Here is a 23483-nt window from a genome sequence, read left to right as displayed (position 1 = left end):
TTAGGAATTTCAATCTGTAAATAAAAAACTTTCAATGTGGTTAAAGGCTATTTTAGAGGGCAGTTATCCACATTGTTATACACAATTGTGCACAATTACACACAATTATGGCGGTTTTTTGGCGATTGGCAGCGATTAAGTGGTAATACAGGGAATCCAGGTTATAGGCCAAAAATAGCAACCATGGTGCTATTGCAAAATCAAAACAAAAAAGCTCTAAACCGCTGATTTTCAACGATTTAGAGCTAAAACCGCGGAGTCAGAGAGATTCGAACTCTCGAGCCGCTTACGCGACTAACACCTTAGCAGGGTGCCCCTATCGGCCACTCAGGCATGACTCCACTTTGTAACTATTCAAGATAGCAACAGATTCAGACTATATCACCTCTTGAGGACGTGCACAATGCTTAAGCGACACACCAAAAGCGCAAAAGTGGATTTAATAGCCAAACAGCAATATTTATGCGGGATTATGATCTCCCGAAAATGTAATCACAACAGCCAACATAACTAGAGCCATTCCGCAAACGTCAATCAACGTTGGCATTTCGCCAAATCCCATTCCAACAATTGCAGCAATTGCAGGGTAAAGCGCTTGCATAACTGAATATCGTGCAGAAGACACACGCTTTAGCAAAACCTGGTCTAAAAGCGTTGGAATAAAAGACGCACAAGTTGCAATAACAACCATTAATCCAAGAAGTTTCAAAGATCCGTAAGGCTGAGCAGCCCAAGTTGCACTCGATTTAGGATGCGCAACATGCAAAATTGCAGGAACACCAAGAACACTCGATTGCAAAAGCCAACCGATTAAAATAGCTATACTAACTCTGTCAATTGCATTAGAGCCTCTTGCAAGCATGCGCCCAGATACAATGTACATTCCCCACATTGATCCGCCAATAAGAATTGCCACTAATCCAACAAGAAAATGCGGGCTTTCGTTAGAACGCATAGACGCGCTTGCAAGAAGCACAATTCCACAAGCAGCAATAACAATTCCAACGCGCTCTCGCCATGTTTTACCCGTTATAACAGCAACCATTAGCGGCCCTACAAACTCAATAGTTACAGCCACTCCAACAGCCATACAACTAATAGCTAAATAAAACATTGTGTTCATAAGAACAACAGAAATGCCAACTGCAACAACAATTAACCATTCTTTTAATGTTTTAGGAAGAGAGTTGCGAGCGCGCTTTTTACGCGAAAAAGGTCTTCTCCAAGCAAGCAAAAACAAAGACATAAACCCAACGCGATACCACACAGAATATAGCGGATCGAGCTGGCTAAACGCGACCTTTGCTATAGACGTTGCTAAATAGACCGTTGCAGCTTCTACAACAACGATTAGCAAAACAGGCATGCGATTTAGCGCGTTTACTATGATTTGTTTCATAAAGCATACCCTACACGGCAGTAGTTATATTTGCCAGTAGTTATTTTGCGTATTTTACACTTATTTTTCGTAAACTTATTGCGACACGCTATTGTACAAAATCGAACGTTTGTTCTACTATAAATTCATGAGCACAGCACCGCGAGTTAATGCAGCTAAACGCGATTGGGGGCGCAACACGTCTGGCTGCACAATACTTCATATCGATATGGATGCATTTTATGCATCACTCGAGGCGGCGCGTAATCCTAGGTTACTTGGCAAACCTGTGATTATTGGTACAGGCTCGCGCTCCGTAGTTTCGGCAGCCAGCTACGAAGCACGTAAGTATGGCGTGAATTCCGCTATGCCTACAGCGCGAGCACGAAGCTTGTGCCCTAATGGCATTTTCCTGCCGGTAGATATGCCATATTACGTTTCCATTTCATCTAGGATTTTTAAGGAGGTCTTTTCAAAGATCACAGATAAGGTTGAACAAGTTTCTGTAGACGAGTGTTACATGGACGTTAGTTCCGCGTTGTTGCGCTGGAAAACGCCCATCGCCATAGGCGAGTGGATAAGAAGCGAAGTCGCGCGCAAGTTTCATATCACTTGCTCTGTGGGGATTGCATCAAATAAGCTGATCGCAAAAATGGCGTCAACGAACGCAAAGCCAAACGGAATGCTGATTATCCCCCAAAATCGCAATGCCGACTTTGTTTCAATAATGCCATTACGAGCAATACCAGGAATTGGACCCGCGCTTGCTAAAAAACTAGCTACGTGGGGAATAAATAGCATTGAGATGCTTAGAAGTGTAGACGAGAAGACTTTGGAACGAGTTGCTGGGTCTAAAGTTCTTGCGCGAATGCTTTATAACACTTCGCGCGGAATTGATGCACGGCAAGTAACGCCCCACGTTCCAGAAAAATCCATTGGAACAGAAAGCACTCTTGATAAAGACACCACGGATATTGCAGCAGTGAAAAACCTGATCAGGCACTGCTGCAACGAAGTGGCGCAAGAATTACGCAATCGCAACACAATGGCAAAAACAATAACGTTAAAATTGCGATTTAGCAATTTGCACTATGCAACAAGATGCAAAACATTAATAAACGTAACCGATTGCGCTCCAGAGATTTATAAGCATGCTTGCGATTTACTAGAATCAGTAAACCCAACAGTTCATGACCATAAGCTAGGCGGAAGTCATGTTTGTTTACTAAGCTCCGTTAGGCTTGCTGGCGTTAGCGTAAGCAATCTTGTAGATAAAAGCAAAGCAATTGTTCAGCCTACAATTAGCGACATCTTAGAAGAGAACGAAAGAGAAAACACTATAAGTAGCATGCGTAAAAATTCAACAGAAATTGCGCAAAACGCAATAAAAAATACGCATGCAAGAATAAGTCACGCAGAACACGTATTAGATGCAGTAAGAAAAAAGTATGGTAAAAATGCTGCTCAAATGGGCATTTAAGCATCTTTTTTAGGAAGAGCAGCTACGCGATCTTCATCCCAACCAGATGGGCCAGCTTCTTGCGCACCACCTAAATCTCCAAGCTTGTTAAAGTATTCAACAGCAGCGTCTTTATACCATTCCCACTCTTCTGGAACATCGTCTTCGTAAAAGATGGCCTCTACTGGGCATGCAGGCTCGCACGCACCGCAATCAACGCATTCGTTAGGGTTTATGTAAAGCGTGCGATCGCCTTCGTAAATGCAATCAACAGGGCACTCGTCAACACACGCTTTATCTTTAACGTCAACGCATGGCTCTGCAATAACGTAAGGCATAACAAACGCACCCTTTCACACTCAAAATAAACTAACTCTTCTATTATAGTTCACATTACGAGTGCAAAACGCATTGAGTCGGCATGCGTAATCACATACCGACTCAATACAGTTAAATTAACGTCTCAAGAAATCAACGTCTCAAAGCAAAAGCCTATTTAGCATCCTCTTGAGCAGACCCAACAGTCGCCTCTTGAGCTACCTCTTGAGCAGCTTCAGCTCGCGCTTGGTCTTCCGACTCGCCTTCCGCAACTTTTTCGGCAGCAGCAGCATCTTGTGCAAACAAGGTTTCTACTGGAACGCCAAGCTTCTTAGCTTTACGAATTTGTCTTCCAAGCAAAGAATTGCGGTAAGAATAGCCAAAGTACACAGTAAAGCCGATTGCAAGCCAGATTGCAAAACGAATCCATGTAAGCACAGAAAGGTTTAGCATAAGCCAGAATGTAGAAAGCGCGGCGAAAATAGGCAAAACTGGATTCCATGGAACCATAAAGGATCGATGCAAATCAGGCCTACGCATACGCATAATAGGAACGCCTGCAGAAACAAGCAAGAACGCAGAAAGCGTACCAATATTCACCATATCGGAAAGAATTCCAATATCTAATGTAGAAGCGATTATAGCTACAACAACGCCAGAAACAATCTGAATGCGTGCAGGGATTCCTCGCTTGCTAACCTTAGAGAAGCTACGTGGAAGCAAACCATCTCGGCTAACAGCAAACACAATACGTGTAAGGCCCAAAAGAAGAACCATAACAACAGTTGTTAAGCCGATTACAATACCAAGAGAAATAATCTTAGCAGCCCAAGTTGCGCCTACAAGCTCAAAGCTCGTAGAAAGAGAAGGAGCGTCTTGCTTAGCCAAATCCTTGTAAGAGACCATACCAGTTGTAACAACAGCAACAAGAATGTAAAGAACAGTCACAATCAAAAGACCAAGACCAATGCCCTTAGGAATGTTCTTGTGCGGGTCTTTAGTTTCTTCTGCCGTAGTTGCAACAACGTCAAATCCAATAAATGCAAAGAACACAAGTGCTGCACCAGAAAGAATACCCGTAACGCCGTAAACAGCTGGCTGCATGCCAGTAACCCACTGCCAAAGCGGCTGGCTCATAGTGCCAGAAACGTGAATTCCCTTAACGCTAGCAACGTCTGTTGCAGGTGGAACAAATGGAGTGAAGTTAGAAGCCTTAATGTAGAAGAATCCAACAACAACAACAAACAGAACAATGCCAATCTTCAAGATTGTTAAAGCGCCGTCAAAACGAGCAGAAAGCTTTGTTCCAACAACAAGCATAATCGTAAAGAACGCAACAATAGCTACTGGAGCAAGATCAAAAGTAAAACCGCCAATATTTACCGAAGTAGATACGTTAAGACCAAACAAGTGCATTAAATCGTTAAGATAAACGCCCCAATATTTGGCTATAACAGATCCTGCCATAAGCATTTCCAGAATCATATCCCAGCCAATAATCCAAGCAACAAGCTCGCCAACTGTTGTATACGTAAAGGTGTATGCAGATCCTGCAACAGGAATCATCGAAGCGAACTCAGCGTAGCACATTGCAGCCGTTCCGCAAACGATTCCAGCAATAATAAAGCTAATAATCACCGCTGGTCCCGCATGGAATGCAGCTGCTTGAGCGCCAACGGAGAAGATTCCAGCGCCAACAGCAACCGCTACGCCCATAACCGCAAGATCCCAAGCATTTAGCGTGCGCTTAAGATGGCGATCACCATCCATTGTTTCTGCAATAGTCTGTTCAACAGACTTTTTTCTCCATATTTGCATAATCCAACCTTCTCTAAAACTACGTCTAAAACATTCCATATAAGGGGTTATATGTTATAAATCGCAAAAAATACGGTTCAACACACATTAAGTGTCATCAAACAATAATTTTTACGATATTAAAAGAGCATAGTACTTTGTCTAGCGGAAAATCACAACACAAATCGCAATTTATTATGTTAAATTATGCTAAATTTGTGTTAACAATGTCTTAAACAATCCACACTAACGCCGATTAAAACAGGTTCTGGAACAAGTTTTACGCCGAACAAATCGTAAACACCTTCTATGATTTTGCGCGCTAAATCAACAATATCCTTGCATTTTGCACAACTGCGATTAGTCAACGCCAAAGTGTGTAAAGAAGATAATCCAGCTTTACTTTTTTCGCCATCACTTTGCGTAAGTCTAAATCCTTTATTAAATCCAGCATGGTCAATAAGCCAAGCTGCAGAAGTCTTAACTCCTTTAGATCCATCTGGCAAAGTGGCGTCAAAGCGCGGAGCATCTTCTGGTAGCAAATCTGCTTGAGCTTTAGTCAAAATCGGATTCATAAAGAAGCTTCCGCAACTATGGCGGTCCGCATACTTGGAATCGCCTTCTAGCAAATCACCACAAACATAGTCTTCATTTTGAAGACTAATAGCATGCTCAACGCCCTTTTCGCTTTTGGCGTAGCACATCCACTTGTTTGCGTAGCGCATAGCATCTTCGAGCATACCCTTAGATGCTCTAACGCGCAAAACTTCGCGACGAATCTTAGACGTTTCCATCCTGTCTCCAACTTGCACACCAAGCGCGTGAGCAAGCTGCGAATGAGCCACAACTCCCGTTTTTGAATGCTTTAAGCAAAAAGTAACAGACAAAACAACGTATCTAGGCGTTGGGAAGAAGCAATCCGCAGCAAAGCCAGGAGTATTATACATGCTTTTTTTGAGAACAGACATGCGGTAGCCAAATTTAAGATCTTTTAGCTCCATATAAAAAGTTGTTTTATCTTTACGATCCCAAACCTCTACAGATTCAACGCTTTGCGCAACTTCCGCACCGTATGCGCCGATGTTTTGTACAACAGACGCTCCAACCGTTCCAGGAATCCCAGATAGCGCTTCTACGCCTTGCAATCCAAGCTCAATAGTGTGAGACACAAAATCATCCCAATTGCAGCCAGCTTCCGCACTAACGTGAACCAAAAAATCTCCGCTAGTTTTATCAACGCCGTCTATGCCAGGAGCTGCCTCATCTAAAACGCAAATCTCGCGACGAGCATCGCGCACAACAACTCCGTTAAACGGCTCGTCGCTTACAAGCATGTTAGACCCGCCGCCAATAACACAAAGCGGCAATCCAGCGCAATCTGCGTCTTCTACAGCTTCGATAACAGCTACTCTGCTAGTAGGCTCTACAAAACGAGCAATAGAACCGCCAACACCAATTGTTGTAAGATTTGCAAAAGTTGGATTATCAGATTCCAATAAGGATGATTGCATACTCATACGATTAATCCTAACAGCAATAAATAACAAAAACCCCGCAAAACGCGGGGTAATAAAGCTATAAAACTTCGCCGAAGTTCACGCTTTTAGCGAGTCTCGCGATGGAGAGTATGCTTGCCGCAGCGTGGGCAGAACTTGCTCAACTCAAGGCGATCAGGCGTATTACGACGATTCTTCGTCGTGATGTAATTACGCTCCTTGCACTCCGTGCATGCAAGCGTAATGCCTGGACGGATGTCTGCGCTCTTACTTGCCATTTTGTTCACCTCTAGAATATTGTATGTTGACCAACTCCTGCTGGCCATTGTAGCGAGGAAGAGACTCGAACTCTTGACCTTACGATTATGAGTCGTACGCTCTAGCCAGCTGAGCTACCCCGCCAGAGAGCCTCGAGTGAGAATCGGACTCACGACCTCTTCCTTACCAAGGAAGTGCTCTACCACTGAGCTATCGAGGCGTGGCGGGTAGTGGATTTGAACCACTGAAGCACGAAGCAACTGATTTACAGTCAGTCCCATTTGGCCGCTCTGGTAACCCGCCAACGTTTCCGCGCGGAGAAGAATATCTCCAAACGGCAACTTTGTTATTTTGCCACGAACGCGCGACTAATGCAAGTTCAAGACACGCCGAAAGCAAAAATCACATCTAAATGCATCTAAAAAATGCAATTATTTAAGCGAAAAACCATCTTTCTTTAAAGATTCACACACTTTAAGCACGCGATCATTTGCCTCAGTCTCCGCAATCGTAATGCGAATACCTTCTCCAGCAAACGCGCGCACAGAAAGACCTGCATCAACAAAACGCTGATTAGCTCGCTCTGTATCTTCACCAAACGGCATCCAGAAGAAGTTTGCGTATGGCTCGGCAACATTCCATCCTTGCTCACGCAAACCGCTTACAACGCGCGCACGCTCCTTAACAAGCGCATCTACGCGATTGCGCATCTCTACAAGCGCTTCATTCTCCAAAGACGCAAGAGCAGCCACTTGTGCAATTTGGCTTACACCAAACGGAACAGCCACTTTTCGCATGCCTTCTACAACATCTGCTGCAGCAATAGCGTATCCAATACGCAAGCCAGCCAATCCGTAGGCTTTAGAGAATGTTTGAGCAACAACAACGTTTGGATATTCGCGGTAAAGTTGCATACCATCCGCCGTACCCTTTGCGTTGTTAAATTGCACGTAAGCTTCGTCAATAAGCACCAAAACATTGCTTGGAACAGCATCCAGCACTCGTCTAGCTTCCTCGTCTGAAAGCGATGCAGATGTAGGATTGTTTGGATTGTTCAAAATAACAAGACGCGTGCGCTCATTAATCGCATCAATCATTGCGTCTACATCGTGCGACCCATCTGCGCGATTAGGGATTTTAATGCTTGTAGCGCCAGCACCCGTAACAATAATCGGATACGCTTCAAAGCTTCTCCACGGGTATATGACTTCGTCTCCAGGGCCTGCAACAAGATTCACAAGTTGCGTAATAACCTCTGTAGAGCCGCATCCAAGAACAACCTCGTCTGGAGTAACGTTAAACTTTTTAGCTAACTCTTCTACGACTTCTGTTCCGCGCATGTTTGGATAACGATTAATAACCCCAAGAGCACGGCTAGAAATGGCGCTTTTCACGCTTTCTAACGGCTCAAATGGGTTTTCGTTGCTAGAAATCTTATATGCGCGAATGCCGTCTAATGCGGGCGCTGGTTTGCCTTGCTTGTAATTTGGCAAACTATCTAAAATACTGCGATGTTTGTAATCCATGATTTTATAATAGTCGCGTCTTAAACAAATTAAATAAATTATTAGACGTATTAAAACAAATCAGACACACTAAACGATTAAACAAAAACGCTGAAAACAGCGGTAAACCGTCATTTTCAGCGCTAAATAGCTTTATATTACTTGACTAATACAAGTGATTAACCAAGCGAGTAATAAAATCAGCCAAGGATTGCAAGAACGTCACGAGACGAAACGATTAAGTAATCTTCGCCTTCGTAATGAACTTCTGTGCCACCATACTTGGAGTAAAGGATCTTGTCTCCAGGCTTAACATCCATAGGGATGCGCTCGCCCTTATCGTCGCGGCGGCCTGGGCCAACAGCCAAAACCTCTCCCTGCTGTGGCTTTTCCTTAGCATTATCTGGAATGTACAAGCCAGAAGCAGTTTGAGTTTCTGCCTGAGCTTGCTTAACAATAATCTTATCTTCCAAAGGTGTGAGTTTAATCGACACTTCGGTACCTCTTTCTAGAGAAATGTAACCTTTGCGCGAATAATGTTGACGAGGCTGACGATCACGTCAAAACTATCGAGCACTGAACCTTATAATAGCGCGTTTTTAGCACTCTACCAACTGGAGTGCTAAAATTTTAGAAAATTTTTACAAACTTTAGGCAGCGCGACGAGCCAAAACATCCCTTAAATCGGCTTTACCAAGCGAGTCTTTTGTGCTAACTGGAGGCTCTACAGTAGATTCAGATACTTCAGACACTTTGCTTGAATCGAAAGCCGCCGCCGATTCGTTTGAATCGTCTGTTGAAATCGCTTTAGTAACTTGCTTAGTAGACTTTATCTCTAAGCTTTGCGGACCCGCATTTTTGCCATTAGCACCAAAATCACTAGAATCATCGCCAAACGAGAACGATATAAGATCTTGATTAGAGTTGGAGGCATCGGCTTGCGAGCGCGCATCATTAGCAGCGGAAAAATCGCCAGCAACCGCGCTTTTTGCCACCTCTTTACTGCTTGATCCAGCTAAAGCCATGCTTATATCTCGCTGTTGCATAACTGAAGTCTCTGTGTTGTCTGGATTTTCGGCATGCTGTGAGTCTTCTGCATTTTCAACAACTGAGTTTACAGCAGCGTCAAAAATTGGCTCCACAACAGAATCATTAAAAGCTGCAGAACGCTTGTTATACAAAGCAACTTTTGCTTCCCACTTGCGCGCTTGCTTAGCAGCCATAGAACCAAAGTAGAGAACAGTGCAAACAGCAGCAAGAGGAATGATTGCAAACCACGCACTATAAAGGCCAGAAAGACCCGCAACAAACACAACAAGAGTTAAAAACGCTAGAGAAAGCACCAACGCACGGCGACGGCGGATTGCTGCACGACGAAGCGCGCGAATACGGGCAACGTGTGCAGGCGTAAAAGCACCATTAAACTGCTTAGCGCACTTATGTTTATTAGCGTTCACGCCATTGCGACTGAACTTGCCATTATTAGGCTTTGTATTCGCTTGCATCTTCGACGGCTGCATGCCAACCCCTTTCGCCATCGTGCCGTTACACGCGTGGAAAAGCGAATCACTGCTATAATCCACAATGTGCAACGAAGGTGAATACCTATCTTCGCTGTGCTCCAGCATTGACTTCATGCTGTTTTCAGTGCGTTTAGGCAACCAACCAAACATTAAGGCTACGATGATGATCAATACCGTTAACGCGCTCACCGATTCATAACCCATACGTACAAATATAAAGTGCATTAAGGATGTAAAGGCTAAAAATAAGTCGGCGTGTCGAATTTTTTGCGATTGTTTCGCAAAATTTTACAAACAAAAAGCGTTTACGATTAGCGATTAGCCGCTTTAACGAGGCGGCATTATGAGCTAGGATATGTGATGGAATTATAGATTGGAGGAACCGTTGCCTACTTATCATTACCGCTGCAAGCAATGCGGATATGATTTTTCACAACATCAATCGTTTGAAGATGAGCCAATTACCGTGTGCCCAAAGTGCGGAAAGCAAGAAGTTCGTAAGGTTTTTAGCGCACCACCAATCAACTTTAAGGGTAGCGGATTTTATCGCACCGATAAGTAACGTGCAAATAACCCATTAAAATTTGTGCATAAGTGCATAAGTGAAAAAATATGACGCAACTTATGTGTGTATGTGAATAAATTGAAAATTTATGACGCCACTTATGTGCTTATGTGCGTAAGTGGCGTTTATTTTGCTGCGCTTATGTGCGTATGTTAGTAATCACTTATATTGATATATGTTGATATGTGTATTAATACCAATCAAAAATGGCTATTTATGTGAATATGTGCGTAAGTAACTATTAAACTTCATCAAAAATGTTTATATGTGAGTAAAATCCTTGTAAAATCCCCATCTAAGCTAGCCTTTAACCACATTGCACAAAAAAGCTTGCAAAAGCGCTACGCGTGATAAATGATGCTTATATGAGTACATCATTTTTACTAAAAACAGTTGGCCACAACACGGAAAACAAGATGCCAGTAGAGCTTATAAAGCGCAGAAAAAGGGCGCAAACCTTAAACATGCTTTCAATATTTTTTATAAGTGTTGCAACATTGTTTTCAATACACCTTATTTCAACGTTTCAAGCTACTCAAAGTGTGCCAGTAGCCATTAGAAACATAGCAAAAGGCAGCGTGATTAAACAAAGTGACCTGCATTACGTTAACGTGCCTAAAAGCAGCGTTTTTAACAATGTTCTTAACCAAACTTCTATAAACAATTCCGCTAAAAACGCTATTATTGCTGCGTGCAACATTAAATACGGAACGCCGATTTTTAGCAATCAAGTTACAAAGCAAACAAAAATTCCGCCTGGCTTTACAACAATTTCGGTTAATCTTGCAAGCAGCAGCGCCAGCCTTGCACCAGGAGACGTTATTTCTATAGCGTTTAGCAAAGTTCCAAACAGCTTAAATACGGCCAATCATTCAACAAATCCAACACAAATAGAAACATCTAGCGACGCCAGTTTTTCCGATAACATTACTTTGCAAGACAAAAACATTTCGCTTGTTCACAACGTAATCGTTGTTAACGTAAATAATTCTGCACAAAGCGCACTGCTAGCAATGCCAGCAGAAAACGCGTTGCAAATCATAAACACGCAAGCGATTATTCCAAACCTTGCGGTAATAGCTGTGCAAAACTAGCAAGCAATAAATAAACGCATGCCAGCAACTATGCAAAGTTTATCTACCGCGTTCGCTAAAAACCGCCCAATGCGGAGGAAGCTCGCCAAGAATACGATTATCGTCGTCTTTTGCGCGCTGCTCAATCGTTTGAACATCACCTGGCTCTTGCTTTACGCCATCCGCGTCAAAAAGCTCCGACCCTTTACGAACCACGCGCGAATGGCCCCTAGAACACCTGCGATTAGCGTTGTATTCGCTCATTGCTGCTCGCCGCTTTTATAAAGCTCGCCAATTCTAGAAACAATTCTCTCAACTTCTTTTTCGGGATTAACGAATGCTCCAACGCTCCAAACGTTCATAACAGACCAGCCAAGATACTCCAAATCTTGAGCGAGTATGCGATTGCGCTCACGAGTAGACTCAAGGCTCATAAAACTCGCGTCGTCGGTTAGAACAGCCAAAGCAAACGGCTTATCTGGCAAACCAACAACAAGAGGAATGCTATGATCTTCACTAAAACCGTAGTTTACTGCCACATTAAGGCCGCGAGAGCGAATTCGTTCTGCCAAATCCGCAAACAAAACGTTGCTAAAGCCGTTTGCGGAAAAATCGCCAGCAGCTTGCGATTTTGCAGCTTCGCCCGCGTCAGCAGAATCAGCAGAATTAGCAGAATCACCAGTATCGCCAGCAACCGCTGCATTTGCTGCATTTACTGTATCTACTGGATTATCGTCCAAATTCTGCGCCCAAGTAAGCAAATCCTTAAGAAGCTTAGGTCCGTCTTGATGCAAACGATCATCTTCCATATCGCTAGACTTAAATGCGCAAACAATGTCCAAATTCCTTCGAGCCAAAGCCAAGGAGTCAAGAAGCATGGACTTTCCGCCTTCTTCTTCCAAAACTCCAAACTGCTGCAAAAGCCTTCCGTGCGAAGTCTTTGCGTAGCACAGCGAAAGAATAACATCCGTTGCGTATGCACCAACAGCCTCGTTTACGCTTACAAGTCGAACATGTCTAAGGAATCTACCCATGTTTTCGTCTTTAACAGCCAACGCCTTAAGCTCCGCTCCAAGCCTGTTTCTAAACACGCTTGTAAGAGTCACAACTGCAAGCACGTAGCTAGAAGGAACAACGCTAAAAGTCTTAGCGCGCTGCTTAATCAAAGACACAACTTCGTCAATCTCGCGCTGGCTGCTTTCAATAAGACCAGTTGCCATAACTGGAACGCCAGCGGCTTCTACTTGATGAAGCTTAACCTTGCCTTGCATTTTCTCTACAGGAACATCGTGTCTAAGCGCGCCGTAGCCGTGGTTTTCAAGGAAATCGGCAAGATACGCGGAACGCCTGGTTGCTCGCGACTTAACGCAAACAGTAGGCAAAACGCTAATAAGGTCACTTACGCTTTGCGAGCTAACAGTTTGCTTGTGCGCAATAACAACGACTTGGCGTGCGCGCGCAAGAATGCTAAGCAGCTCAATGTTGTTAATATGCTCTGCAGAATCAATGATCACAACGTCTACAATCGGCTTAAACTCAGTCATCATAGTTAAAGTAGACGGCATTGCAACCAGAATCGGCTTAGCAGCAAGCAGCAAATCTGGGTAGGAGTTCATCAACTTAGCAAAAGTTACACCCGAACCATTGCTTGCAAGAGCAGTGTGAAGCTGATTTGCCTCTTGCGAACGCGCAAAAAGCAAGTCGCAAAGCTTTTTAAGTGCTTCTTGCTGAACCATTGGTCCTACAGAACGCACGTGCTCTGTGTCTACTTGCACAAAACGATCGGAAGCGTCTTGCAACGCAGAACCATCTTGATTAGATATAATCTCGGAAGAATTAACAATATCTTCAAAAACGGTAGTCCACCAAGCTAGATGAAGCTCGCCATCTAAGGCCTGGCCCGTAACTTTACGCCTACGCAAGTCGCAAACAAGATCTTCTAAACCAACGCCGCGCAATTCACGCTCAATAACACACCTACCTGGTAGCGTATCTAAGGATTCGCGACTATCGTGCAAGGCTTGCAAGCGCTCGTCAAGCTCAGTAAACTCAATGTTTTCAAGGTCTGCGCCAAGTCGCGTTGTAGAAAGCACAGCGTTAAGCGCTACAAGATTACGGTCTAAAAGCTCCTGCGTACTAACGATTTCGTCTAGCTTAGGAGGCAATACTGGCCAACCGCCATGAGGCACAAAAGTACGCCATTGCGCAGCTTGCGCGGCAACAATCTTTAACGCTTCGTGAAGATCGTCCACCTTTGCGCCAACACGCAAAAGGCTGCGCGCTTCTTTAATGTGATGCCTGCGCTCCCAAAAGCCCATTGGCGTGCCTTCGCGCTTGCGAACAGCTTTAGGCTTACTCGCCTCAATCATTGCGTTAAGATCGCGCTCAAAAATATCTGGCTGGAAAACGTCTAAAACGCGGCGAAGATTCTTTAGAACCGTAACCTGCCTACCCCATTCTCGCGCCGTAGAAGGAATAGGGAAACCGCAATTTTGCACAGTTGACTTAACGTGCTCGCGCGCGGCTGGCAAAAGCTTTGTAAGAACGTCTACAACGCGCTGATACACTGTTACAGCCTCGTTCTCGCTAAACAGCGAAGCACCAAACCACGGCGTATCTTCGGCATTAGTAGTAAATTCACCAAGAGAATCTGCCTCGTGCAGCTTTTGTGCCCACTCGTCTAAATGACCAGAAAGCGAGCGCGCAGCATCTACACTAAGACGAACATGCGTGCAAGGATGCGTAGGCAGCATGGCGATTCCTGCAAGATTTTGCATAGTCTGATAAGCGGAGACACCCCATCGCTCGTTTACTCCGTGCAAATCTCCCAAGTAGCGGTTTAATCGCGTTTTAACGCCAACAAGCTCGTCGCAAACTTGCTCAAAGCGGCTAGAAGCAACGCTTTGGCGAGACCCAACGGCCGCTATAAGCTGCGCATCAACGTGCTTTGCAAGATGCGAATCCGAAACGTCTAGCGAAAGAGAAGAAATCTCGTTTGCGCTAAGAGCGTGGCGGAATCTGCGCTGCTGCTCCATAACGTTTGGAACGTACAAAACGGACTTTCCTGCAAGAACGCAGCGCGAAGAGATCGCAGCTGCGATTAAAGCGGAATCACATCCAGCATCTGCGTCTATTGCCAAAGAAGCGCCATTTGCCGCCATTCCTGCAGCGTATCGCACAGCGTTACTAACGTCGCCAACTTCGTATTCGTAGTGTGGGTCTGCATCTAGTGGAGAATAGTCGGAAGTAGCTTTTGCGCCCAGCGATTCAACGGCAATATCATCTCCCGCAATCGCGTCAATCATTGTATTTCCAACGTTCCCCAGCTTAAGCGCGCGCAAAATCTGGCCGCTTTCTGCTAAGAATCTAGATCCCGAGTCCGTAAAACAACCGAGCACAATATCTCGCTCAATGTCGAAATCTGGGAAGACTCTTTGCGCAGCAGCACAAATCGCGTCAAAAACTGCGGATGTTTCTGGCGTGCCGCTCTGGTAGTTTGAGCCATCAAAAAGCGCGTCTTCGCTAAGGTTTACGCCTCTTTCTTGCAGCCTAAGAACAAGAGCGTGGTTTAGGCGAACGTTTCCCGAAAAGTAAATCGTTGCAGCCGTCTCGTCTTTTCCAGCTTCTCGCAAAACGCGTACCGGGTATGTTAAAACCGGCACATGATTGCCGCTCCACGACGCAACTCCAACAACAAGCGAAAGCTCCGAAACGCCATTTTCGTGCGCCTTGTTGTCTCTGTCTTCAAAAACTCTGTCTAGCCTTCTACCTGCCGCGCGCAGCATTCCCGAATCGCGGAAAAGCGCTTGAAGAGTGACCTTTCCACTGGCAAAAAGCTGGGCGATTCCCGAAGGATGCGCATGAGTCAACTCTAATTGCGCACAAAGTTTTGTTATGTCTTCTAGCGGAGATGGAGCAAGCTGCGACTTATATTTTTCATGCCATTTGTTCATGCGCTCGAGTTTCTCGGCGCGCAAAGATTGTGCAGATTGGCGAGGCGCATGCTGGTCTAGCTGTTCTAACTGGTCTGGCTTATCTGAAAGATTTTGCTGATTTTGCTGGCTTAACTGACTTGCCTGGCCTTGCTGGCTGTGCATAAAGTCATTTTGATTATCGCTCATACTACTCAACTCCCTTGTTTACAAGCCGATTGCATTGCGATACGCGCTGTATCCGCTATTTTGCGCCAACGCTTGATCCACGTCTGCATTCCCCTGCGCAGAAAGCCACGCATACAAATCGTCGTACAAATTTGTGTTCATTGCCAAGAATGGCAGTAACTCTTGGTACTTTGCCATCTCAAATTGCTCGGCAAAATCGTCTGTTTTTTGTGCTTCTTCCGATGTAAATCCTCCAGCGGAAACCACTTCTTTGCGAGCGCTAAATTCGCCATTTGAAACTTTTTCAAACACGGATCCTGGCTCAAAAGCTGGTGTAAATTGCGCGGAATCGCTTGCGATTGTAGCGCTTACATCGCTTATGTTGTTAGCATCACTTACATCGCTAGCATCATCGTTACTAGCATCATCATTAGTAACAGCATCGTTAGTAGATACATCATTATTTACAGCATCGTTATTTACAGCATCGTTATTTGCAGCATCGTTATTTGCAGCATCGTCAAATAAATTGCGCGGTTCCACAGGCGATTCAAACTCATCTCGAACAACAGGCAAAACAACCTGACCCGCAATAACAGGCTTAATTTGCTCTGCAACGCTTTCTGCAACGCTTGCAACATCTAGAACGCTTGCACCATCTAGAACGCTTGCAACATCCGCAACGCTTGAAGGCTCAACACTTGAAGACTCAGCGGCAGTTACAGCAGAAGTTACAGCAGAATTATCATTATCATCCGCATCCGCACCAGCATCCGCCGCCGAAGCACTACCAAGGTCATCCGCCGCAGCAGCATCATTAAGCCGCTTTTGACTATCCCAAACCAAATCAGGCCGCGAAACCGACTGCGCATGGAACACGCCCGTTGGCTCCCCCGCACGAATGTCAAGAATATCATCTACCGACAAATCCGCAGCGTCTGGCTCCTTAATATCATTATCTGGCGCGTAAGAGAACAAATCGCGCACTGGCTGCGCACTCGCATCGCTTCCCTGCGGCGCCTTTTCTTCAATGCGCACAAAATCAACTGGAACATCGCCAAATTGCATGCGAACAATGCTGTCTGGCATGTGAAAATCAACGCCTGGGTCTAGTCGCAGCAAATCGCCGCTTTCGCTAACCAAGTAAGTTCCGTTTGTAGAGTTTAAATCGCGAATCGTAGCCGCGCCGCTTGCATCAACAATAAAAAGCGCGTGCCTTTTAGACATAGAGCGCTTATTGTCTACAACGTCTACGCGCATAAAACCGTCTTCGCGCAAAGGGCGTATAGGCTTCCTGCCAATTTCTACAGACCGACCCGCGCCAACGCGTGCCTGCTCCACTCCACCTACCGTAATCATCCAGCGCTGCAAGGTTTGTTGAACACTCACGGAACCTGCTCCCTTCAAAAAACACACTACACACTATTGTGTCATGCTTTGTGTATATTGCGCTAAATGCTAATCAAATGCTTAGCGTGCAAATCAAGCTTTCCGCGCTTTCTTTTAGCATCTGCAACAACCATAGTCGCAAGAATCACCGCGCACCCAACAAGCGCAATAACAAACAGCGTCATCCAAAGCGGCCACTGCAGCTTATCGCCCGGCACTAAAACTGGATCCGGTAGCACGCGATACCCCGTAACCAGCAGCCTTTGCGAGTTCACACCGTACGGCGTGCAAGTAAGCAGCGTTGCCAAATCGCGCCCCTTTTCGCGCTGCAACAACCTAATATCATGCGGATCAACAACGCTAATACGGAACACCTTGTATCGCAGCGTCTCCCCTTGCACGTCAAAATAGAAATAGTCGCCCTTCTTCAATTCCACCAAATCGTCGAACATGGTTGCGTTTGGCAAACCAGTATGCGCCGTTACAACCGAGTGACGAGTTTTGCCACCAACTGGCAAATCCGTGCCATACAAATGACCAGCACCATACGCCAGAACATCTTGCGAACTACCGTGATAAATCGGCAGCTTAACGCCAATCTTCGGGATCTTCACGATTCCCATAATCCCCATTGGCTCATCCAGCTGCTTCGCATAATCCTTATACTCTGGCGTTTTCATATAATCCGTTGTGCCGTCGTACGGATCGGCCGTAATAATCGACTTGTGGCGCGCATTATAGCGGCGAGCCGCGCCCAAAATCTTCTCTCTAGCGCTAGCAGTTTGCTTACGACTCAAGCGATCATAAGCTACAGAAACTTCTTTCGAAACCTTGTTATTCCACAGAGTTGACGCCACTGGGTACGTGAAGCACAGAATTGCTGCAAGCGCTAGGGCGATTGGCTCTAAGATACGACGCAAATGCGATTTTTTGCGTTTTGCTTGCTTTTCCTTCTTATTAGGCTTCATTCCTACTCCAACATATTTTCATGCTTCACTACTATCAAGTGTTGCGAAAGCTGTCTATTCCTCTATTTGACGTTGCGAGAGGGCTGGCTAATTCTACGCTCGCGCGTTACAGCGCGCTCACGCCCCCGCTTGCGTTGAAAGCACACTGTGCTTTCAACTTTGAGCAAGCTCAGCGAATCGAGGTGACTTCTCGCGCGCTATGCAGCTCGAAGTCGTCGATTCGCACAACGCTCCTCTTTTATTGCTCGTAGAGAAATACATCAAACCTTCTGAATGTCTAGAACTTTTGCGTGATTTTCATCGCTGGGATTCCCGAGAATGTTGCTCAAAACCGCAAAATCAACAACAAAATCGGGAGATTTTTCCCGAAAATGTTGTTCAAAACGGCGTGTTGAGCAACAAAAAGCGGAAATAGCTAACGCATTACTCAGCTAAAATATGCGCGAGTCTAGGGCTTACATATAAACCCTAGACTCACACACTTTGCTTTTAGACTACTAGATTACTTAAGCAGTTACTTTGCAAAAGCGCATCAGGCTTTTGCCTGCTGCTCTTCTTCCTTGCGATTACGCATGTAAAGGAACACGCTAGCTGCAATCAAGCCCATGCCAGCAAGCGCAAACAGAATCACGCCAGCGGCACCAGTTGCAGGAAGGTTGAACCAGAAGCTCTTGCCGTCAATGTTATACTCTGGAATATTCGGGAATTCTGCAACAGTAGGATCAGCTACAGTACTTGTTGATTTAACCGTAACTTCCTTTATAACATTAGAAAGCTTATAGCCTGTAGGAGCCTGGACCTCAACAACATAGAGTTTTGAACCAGCTACAGCCTTATAAGGAGCTTTGAACTTACCGGTAGGCTTACTATCTGTATCGGTTCCGTCAGTTTTTCCATCAAACGAAGATGCAGCCTTGCAAGCATCAATATCTGCAAGCTTTTCACCCTTAAAGAGCCCATCTGCACAGCCTTGAGCTTTCTTTTGATCGCTAAAGATCTTGAACTCTGCATCTTTAAGATTCACATCAGGGTGCTCTGCCTTGTACTTATGAACCTGCAAGTATCCAAACTCTACTTTACGCGCGCTTTGAGTACCATCACCCTCAGGAATAATTGGCGGCAAATTATTATCATCACTACCAACAGCCTGGAAGTAACCGGACTTGTTCAAAAGCTCTTTATTGTCTGTATCTGTGGATGTAGCTGGAGACTTCTTGTATGCATCACTAAGAGAGAACTCAAGATCAACAGTTACGTGGTGGCTTGTTTTAGTAGTATCCTTCAATGCAGTAAGAAGCTTTTTCCTACCAGCATCAGTGAACTTAACCAAAACTCGAGTGCGGTTACCTTCAAGGTTCATTTTGTCACCGGCAACAGTAATTTTATTCTCCGTAGAATTAGCTTCCGGTGTCACTTCATATTCCTTAGTAGTGCTATTAGTACCATCTGTAAGTGGAGTACCATCAACTTTAACTCCAGTTACAGCACCAGCAGCAATATCCTTAAACGCAGCGGTTGGAGCATCATCGAACACCGCGAAACCTTTAAGGTCATCTGCAGTAAGATCTCGACCAGCAGGCTTAGGAACATTCAACTCGGCAGTAATTGTGAAAGGAACCTTATCACTCACGCCAGTGAAAGTCTTAGAATCATCAACCTTCTTCGTAATTGTTTGAGAAAGGTTCTTATTCTTAGGCTTTACAATTGGCTTGTAGTCGTACGTGTTTTTATTTGCATCTGTAGAAATCATTGGCAAAGTCATGTAGAAGTACTGCAAATCAGAAGCACCGTAGCCAGTAGGAGGCGTTACCTCTTCTACCTTATACAAGCCGAGATCAAGATCACCAGACGTTGTTTTACCGTCACTGTCAGTACCATCTAGCGTAGTGCCATTCTCAGCAAGAGTAATCTCAGAATTCTTGCCGCTTTCAACAACGGTATGCTCATTCAACTTGGTAATAATATTCGCAATATTCTGCCAAGACTTAAGCTTTGTAAGATCAATATCTTCCGTGCCAATCTTTGTGACCTTGGTTACCTTAAATACTGCACCTTGAAGCGGATTGTGATTAGCAGGGCACTTAGATTCCGTGTTTTCTGTACCTGGATTATAATCGCCTTTAGCCGCATCGCACTTAAGGATGGTGAGGGTGCCGGTTGTCGGAGCGCCAGTCTCCCACGGAGCCTTAGAAGGCTCAGAGGACTTCTTACCACCACCACCTTGATGAATACCTGGCTTAGGACCAGCCCACGCAACGCTTGCCATTGTTACAGCGCCAGCAACGCACAGCGTGCCAGCCATCGCAAGCGACGCAATCGCCGCAACGCACTTTCTTGTTAACTTATTCATATTTTCTCCTTTTCTCGATGCTTCTAAAAGCAGTTGAGTTAAGTTGTTTTGTTTTTGTGTTTACTGTGTGTTTGCGCGCCGATTGAGCCTTGTTTGTACTTGCTAAGCACTTGTTTGTACCCATTCGGCACTTGTTTGTGTTTGTGTGTTTGTGTGTTTGTTTTGTTTTTTGACTACCTGGAATATCTTCTGGAAATATCTTGGTTTAGTTAATCTAATTATGTTTTTATTTTTGCTACGCGCACTGCACTAATACGCGAGCACAACTTGATTACGTAGGCAGCTTTCACATTAGCATCGCCGCCTTTCGTAAAGCAGCTTTCTGCATGCTTCACTTTGACTTATAACGAATCCAGCGGCGAGCACGCTCACCATAACGGCAGCTACAGCGCCCAACTGCAAGTTCCAATTGCGCTCGCCCGCGTTCGGCAAAGTAAAATTGCTCACCGAATCAATATTGAGCGTAAAAGCAGCAAAATCCTTGTTTTCTTTAAAAGCCGTAGTAGAAGCCTTGGTTAGCTCAGATTTTATTGAATCAGGAGTTAAGGTACTGCCAGATTGAGTAGCTTTGCTTATTACATCATCAAACTTAGTAAGAGCGTCATTCTTCAGAGCAAACACAACGCACTGGTAATTGCCAACATCAGTCGGCTTTATACTCACTTCCATAGAAGTTTGCGCAGCAGCATTACAGTCCTTATCACCTTTTTTGCATCTATTTTGCTTCGTATCCTCAGGCACACTCAACCCAAGATCGGCAAGATTGCTGCTCCAAGTTTTGTATTCAAGAGGCTCCTCAGCTTGCGACGGTTTAGCAGGTTGCGATGATCCAGAAGGCTGAGTTTGTTGCGAGCCAGATTGCGCACTACTAGGCGAACTATCTCCAGTTGAAGCACCGCCACTTCCAGCAGAACCACTTCCAGTCGAGCCAGCACCTCCGGTAGAAGTACCACTACCACTGCCAGTAGAATTATTCTTCTTCTCGCCCTTCGAGCAGAGCACGCGCAACGTAATCTTATTCGCGCTATCCGCCGCAGAAGTAGCATCAACAAACGGCTTAAGACTCATACCGAGCATCGCAGAAATCTTGTTATTGTCGCTAGTCAACGCTGTTGTAGAATCCTTAAACGGATACACTTTCAGCGTAAGATCGTTATCGCCAATTTTTGGCTCTTGCGGCTCACTCGACTTCACTTCAATCGTAACTGACTTATAAGCCCAGTCGATGGTTTTTTGAGGCTTGTACACGGACTCATCTAACCCAGATGTATTAGGTATATGAGCAGCATAAATCTTAGTATCAGGATCACTAAATACTTCACGAGTCTTATCTTTTAATCTATCTGTGACATATTTTGCAAAATATTCAGTTGAGAATGTTTTACCAAGATTCTCACTGTAACTTATATCAACATCCTTAATAGCAAACACTTTACACTCAAAAGTTCCAGCTTTTGTAGGCGTACCAGTAATCCAACTTTGAGAGCGCTCAGTATAATCATCATTCAAATACACAGAATACTTATCCGTACCGGTTTTACTTTCTATATGAGTGAACTTAGTCTGCTTATCCGTAGTAGAACCATCTTTATTACTTAAGTTCAAACCATTAACACTGTCTAACGTATAACTGGCATTATCACCACTACCACTTTTACAAATCATATGGTGATGAATAAAACCAGGCTTATCCTTCGACTGCGAATCAATAAAAAGCTTATTATTAATAGGATCGTAAACGTCTTTCTTACCAGTACCGCCAGTATCACTTCCGCTAGAATCTGAACCTTTAGACTTTGGATTTATAATAATTTTACTATCTTTTATCGCAGTATTATCTTGCGTTTTCCCAAAATCGTACAAGCTCAGCGATAAATCATTTTTTGATATATCAGGTACATCAACTTTTACACTTATTGTAGCGTATATTTTTTCGCTTTTCTTTTTGTAATATGCAAAAACTTTAAATTTATAACTACCGTAATCCCACTTACTATTTGGACTCAAAGTTATAGAACCGTCAAAACCTGTTTGATTTTCAGTATCCTTAACTTTAGTGACTACATCACCTTCTGTTTTTTCAAAATTCACCCAACTTGGTACAGGATCTTCACCATCTTGTTCTAACTTAAACCACAAGCCTTCTTTTAACGTAAAGGTTGGTGTTTTCCCAGATTTTAAGTCGAACTTTGGAGTAATAACTCTAGCATCACCACGCTTTATTAAAATAGTCTTACCCTTATTATCTACAGTAGGACTACCAATATTGTAGCTAATCGTGTAGCATGCACTTAATCCGCTACACTTCTTCGGTTTTTTCGGTTTTTTGTTCATTTTGAGAGCAGCTTCCGTAGAAGCGACTTTCTTTTTTGCACCTTCAACTTTTTTCTTTGCATCAGTCTCATCTGCCAACTTTTCAGCATTAGCCTTATCAACACCATTGTTACCAGCAGTCTTCGGCTTCTCAACAGGCTTCGATTCCTTATTATTATTCGTTAAAGTACTTGAAGTATCAGTATTATTCTTATTAAGCTCAGTATTATTAGGTTCACTCTGCTCAGGATTCTGCTTCTCACCTTCACTCTTAGCAGAATCAGACTTAGCACCAACCGTCTCCCCAGTGCTAACTTTCTCACCAGTATTCTCACCAGCGCTTAAAGCATAAGTCGGAGCAATCATAAAAGTAGCAAGAATAGTAGCAACAACAAAAAGCGCAACAATAGCGCGACGAGCACACGCAGTTTTAGAGCAAATTGAACGCAAAAATCGAAGGAAACGGCCACCACAATGTAAATTACGCATCGGCACACCTCCCTCTCCGCGTATTTACTAAGCTTGCAAAGCAAAATGCAAAACTTACAGATTAAATAATCATCTGCTAACTACGGCCAGTAAATGAGCACTTATCATAAGCCTTTAATAATATACCCCCCCCCCCTATGAAAATATCAAGCGCGATTGCGCGACGACATGCCTTTTCGCTTAAAGCGTAGTGCAAATCGACGATTTCGAGCTGCATAATGCGCGAGAAATCACCTCGATTCGCTGAGCCGCTCAAACGTAAAGTCCAGTGGACTTTACGTGCGGCGAAGACGTGAGCGCAGCTAACCTGCGCGAGCGACACAACACACCGTAAATCACTACAGAACCCGTCAACCTTTTCCGCGTTTTGTTGCTCTAATCGCTGTTTTGAGCTACAAAGTGCGGAGTTATTTCCAGCGTTTGCGCTAAGGCAGGTCGGAGCGAAGCATAGCGGGTATAATTAGAGTGCAAGAAAAACACAAATGTATAGAGCGTATAGGTG

At 44.5% G+C, this 23483-nt stretch carries 17 protein-coding genes and 4 tRNA genes; 3 read left to right on the top strand and 18 right to left on the bottom strand.

The features are described 5' to 3' along the window. Positions 1–254 precede the first annotated feature (254 nt). A tRNA-Ser gene (locus tag HXT30_RS00610) sits at positions 255–341 on the bottom strand. A 119-nt stretch (positions 342–460) separates the two neighbouring features. Further along, a complete protein-coding gene (locus HXT30_RS00605) occupies positions 461–1399 on the bottom strand; it encodes an EamA family transporter (RefSeq protein WP_422111594.1) in 939 nt (312 codons plus the stop codon). A gap of 127 nt (positions 1400–1526) precedes the next feature. Here HXT30_RS00605 and dinB point away from each other — a divergent pair, with 127 nt between their 5' ends. Continuing rightward, complete coding sequence (gene dinB, locus HXT30_RS00600) at positions 1527–2858, top strand: DNA polymerase IV (protein WP_422111593.1); 1332 nt, start codon at positions 1527–1529, stop codon at positions 2856–2858. On the opposite strand, the gene fdxA is transcribed toward dinB, so the two are convergent. From fdxA to HXT30_RS00550, 10 genes are all read right to left on the bottom strand, one after another. Continuing rightward, positions 2855–3175 (bottom strand): ferredoxin, encoded by a 321-nt coding sequence (gene fdxA / locus HXT30_RS00595; protein ID WP_004131685.1) that lies wholly within the window; start codon positions 3173–3175, stop codon positions 2855–2857. The two genes, dinB and fdxA, sit on opposite strands and share 4 nt — an antisense overlap. Before the next feature lie 154 nt (positions 3176–3329). Next, positions 3330–4973 (bottom strand): APC family permease, encoded by a 1644-nt coding sequence (locus tag HXT30_RS00590; RefSeq protein ID WP_422111592.1) that lies wholly within the window; start codon positions 4971–4973, stop codon positions 3330–3332. Between the two features lie 200 nt (positions 4974–5173). Beyond that, positions 5174–6469, bottom strand: coding sequence for an FAD-binding protein (locus HXT30_RS00585; RefSeq protein WP_422111591.1), 1296 nt, complete (start codon positions 6467–6469; stop codon positions 5174–5176). 86 nt (positions 6470–6555) lie between these two features. Beyond that, positions 6556–6726, bottom strand: a complete 171-nt coding sequence (gene rpmG / locus HXT30_RS00580) for a 50S ribosomal protein L33 (protein ID WP_004114322.1) — start codon at positions 6724–6726, stop codon at positions 6556–6558. A gap of 50 nt (positions 6727–6776) precedes the next feature. Then, a tRNA-Met gene (locus HXT30_RS00575) sits at positions 6777–6850 on the bottom strand. A gap of 4 nt (positions 6851–6854) precedes the next feature. Continuing rightward, a tRNA-Thr gene (locus HXT30_RS00570) sits at positions 6855–6926 on the bottom strand. A 1-nt stretch (position 6927) separates the two neighbouring features. After that, positions 6928–7009 (bottom strand) — tRNA-Tyr (locus HXT30_RS00565). A 128-nt stretch (positions 7010–7137) separates the two neighbouring features. Then, complete coding sequence (gene hisC, locus HXT30_RS00560) at positions 7138–8232, bottom strand: histidinol-phosphate transaminase (protein WP_422111590.1); 1095 nt, start codon at positions 8230–8232, stop codon at positions 7138–7140. Positions 8233–8411: 179 nt separating this feature from the next. Beyond that, positions 8412–8705 (bottom strand): co-chaperone GroES, encoded by a 294-nt coding sequence (groES, locus tag HXT30_RS00555; protein WP_004131681.1) that lies wholly within the window; start codon positions 8703–8705, stop codon positions 8412–8414. A gap of 156 nt (positions 8706–8861) precedes the next feature. Next, positions 8862–9884 carry a hypothetical protein gene (locus tag HXT30_RS00550; protein WP_422111589.1) on the bottom strand — a complete coding sequence of 341 codons (1023 nt, stop codon included), beginning with the start codon at positions 9882–9884 and terminating at the stop codon, positions 8862–8864. A gap of 235 nt (positions 9885–10119) precedes the next feature. Here HXT30_RS00550 and HXT30_RS00545 point away from each other — a divergent pair, with 235 nt between their 5' ends. Then, a complete protein-coding gene (locus HXT30_RS00545; protein ID WP_016636054.1) occupies positions 10120–10296 on the top strand; it encodes an FmdB family zinc ribbon protein in 177 nt (58 codons plus the stop codon). A 368-nt stretch (positions 10297–10664) separates the two neighbouring features. Continuing rightward, a complete protein-coding gene (locus HXT30_RS00540) occupies positions 10665–11393 on the top strand; it encodes a hypothetical protein (protein ID WP_422111588.1) in 729 nt (242 codons plus the stop codon). Between the two features lie 39 nt (positions 11394–11432). On the opposite strand, the gene HXT30_RS00535 is transcribed toward HXT30_RS00540, so the two are convergent. The 6 genes from HXT30_RS00535 to HXT30_RS00510 all read right to left on the bottom strand — a co-directional run bounded on the left by HXT30_RS00535 (position 11433) and on the right by HXT30_RS00510 (position 22981). Beyond that, positions 11433–11636, bottom strand: coding sequence for a hypothetical protein (locus HXT30_RS00535; protein ID WP_116285502.1), 204 nt, complete (start codon positions 11634–11636; stop codon positions 11433–11435). Further along, on the bottom strand, positions 11633–15493 hold the full coding sequence (locus HXT30_RS00530; RefSeq protein ID WP_422111587.1) for a helicase: 3861 nt from the start codon (positions 15491–15493) through the stop codon (positions 11633–11635). Before HXT30_RS00530 ends, HXT30_RS00535 begins: the two co-directional genes overlap by 4 nt. Before the next feature lie 18 nt (positions 15494–15511). Next, a complete protein-coding gene (locus tag HXT30_RS00525) occupies positions 15512–16831 on the bottom strand; it encodes an FHA domain-containing protein (RefSeq protein WP_422111854.1) in 1320 nt (439 codons plus the stop codon). A 92-nt stretch (positions 16832–16923) separates the two neighbouring features. Further along, positions 16924–17829: a class C sortase gene (locus tag HXT30_RS00520; RefSeq protein WP_415701572.1), complete on the bottom strand. Its 906-nt coding sequence runs from the start codon at positions 17827–17829 to the stop codon at positions 16924–16926. A 532-nt stretch (positions 17830–18361) separates the two neighbouring features. Then, complete coding sequence (locus HXT30_RS00515) at positions 18362–20179, bottom strand: SpaH/EbpB family LPXTG-anchored major pilin (RefSeq protein ID WP_422111586.1); 1818 nt, start codon at positions 20177–20179, stop codon at positions 18362–18364. 291 nt (positions 20180–20470) lie between these two features. Further along, positions 20471–22981: a hypothetical protein gene (locus HXT30_RS00510; RefSeq protein WP_422111585.1), complete on the bottom strand. Its 2511-nt coding sequence runs from the start codon at positions 22979–22981 to the stop codon at positions 20471–20473. Positions 22982–23483 lie beyond the last annotated feature (502 nt).

The sequence above is a fragment of the Gardnerella sp. DNF00571G genome (assembly GCF_049262695.1).
Taxonomy (GTDB): Bacteria; Actinomycetota; Actinomycetes; order Actinomycetales; family Bifidobacteriaceae; genus Bifidobacterium; species Bifidobacterium piotii.
The sequence above is the reverse complement of the archived record's forward strand: the minus strand, read 5'-3'. Positions and strand labels throughout refer to the sequence as shown.

Bases quoted from the DNA above. Each gene is read 5' to 3' on its own strand.
- HXT30_RS00605 (WP_422111594.1), bottom strand. From the start codon at position 1,399: ATGAAACAAATCATAGTAAACGCGCTAAATCGCATGCCTGTTTTGCTA.
- dinB (WP_422111593.1), top strand. From the start codon at position 1,527: ATGAGCACAGCACCGCGAGTTAATGCAGCTAAACGCGATTGGGGGCGC.
- fdxA (WP_004131685.1), bottom strand. From the start codon at position 3,175: ATGCCTTACGTTATTGCAGAGCCATGCGTTGACGTTAAAGATAAAGCG.
- HXT30_RS00590 (WP_422111592.1), bottom strand. From the start codon at position 4,973: ATGCAAATATGGAGAAAAAAGTCTGTTGAACAGACTATTGCAGAAACA.
- HXT30_RS00585 (WP_422111591.1), bottom strand. From the start codon at position 6,469: ATGAGTATGCAATCATCCTTATTGGAATCTGATAATCCAACTTTTGCA.
- rpmG (WP_004114322.1), bottom strand. From the start codon at position 6,726: ATGGCAAGTAAGAGCGCAGACATCCGTCCAGGCATTACGCTTGCATGC.
- hisC (WP_422111590.1), bottom strand. From the start codon at position 8,232: ATGGATTACAAACATCGCAGTATTTTAGATAGTTTGCCAAATTACAAG.
- HXT30_RS00550 (WP_422111589.1), bottom strand. From the start codon at position 9,884: ATGTTTGGTTGGTTGCCTAAACGCACTGAAAACAGCATGAAGTCAATG.
- HXT30_RS00540 (WP_422111588.1), top strand. From the start codon at position 10,665: ATGAGTACATCATTTTTACTAAAAACAGTTGGCCACAACACGGAAAAC.
- HXT30_RS00535 (WP_116285502.1), bottom strand. From the start codon at position 11,636: ATGAGCGAATACAACGCTAATCGCAGGTGTTCTAGGGGCCATTCGCGC.
- HXT30_RS00530 (WP_422111587.1), bottom strand. From the start codon at position 15,493: ATGAGCGATAATCAAAATGACTTTATGCACAGCCAGCAAGGCCAGGCA.
- HXT30_RS00525 (WP_422111854.1), bottom strand. From the start codon at position 16,831: ATGATTACGGTAGGTGGAGTGGAGCAGGCACGCGTTGGCGCGGGTCGG.
- HXT30_RS00520 (WP_415701572.1), bottom strand. From the start codon at position 17,829: ATGAAGCCTAATAAGAAGGAAAAGCAAGCAAAACGCAAAAAATCGCAT.
- HXT30_RS00515 (WP_422111586.1), bottom strand. From the start codon at position 20,179: ATGAATAAGTTAACAAGAAAGTGCGTTGCGGCGATTGCGTCGCTTGCG.
- HXT30_RS00510 (WP_422111585.1), bottom strand. From the start codon at position 22,981: ATGCGTAATTTACATTGTGGTGGCCGTTTCCTTCGATTTTTGCGTTCA.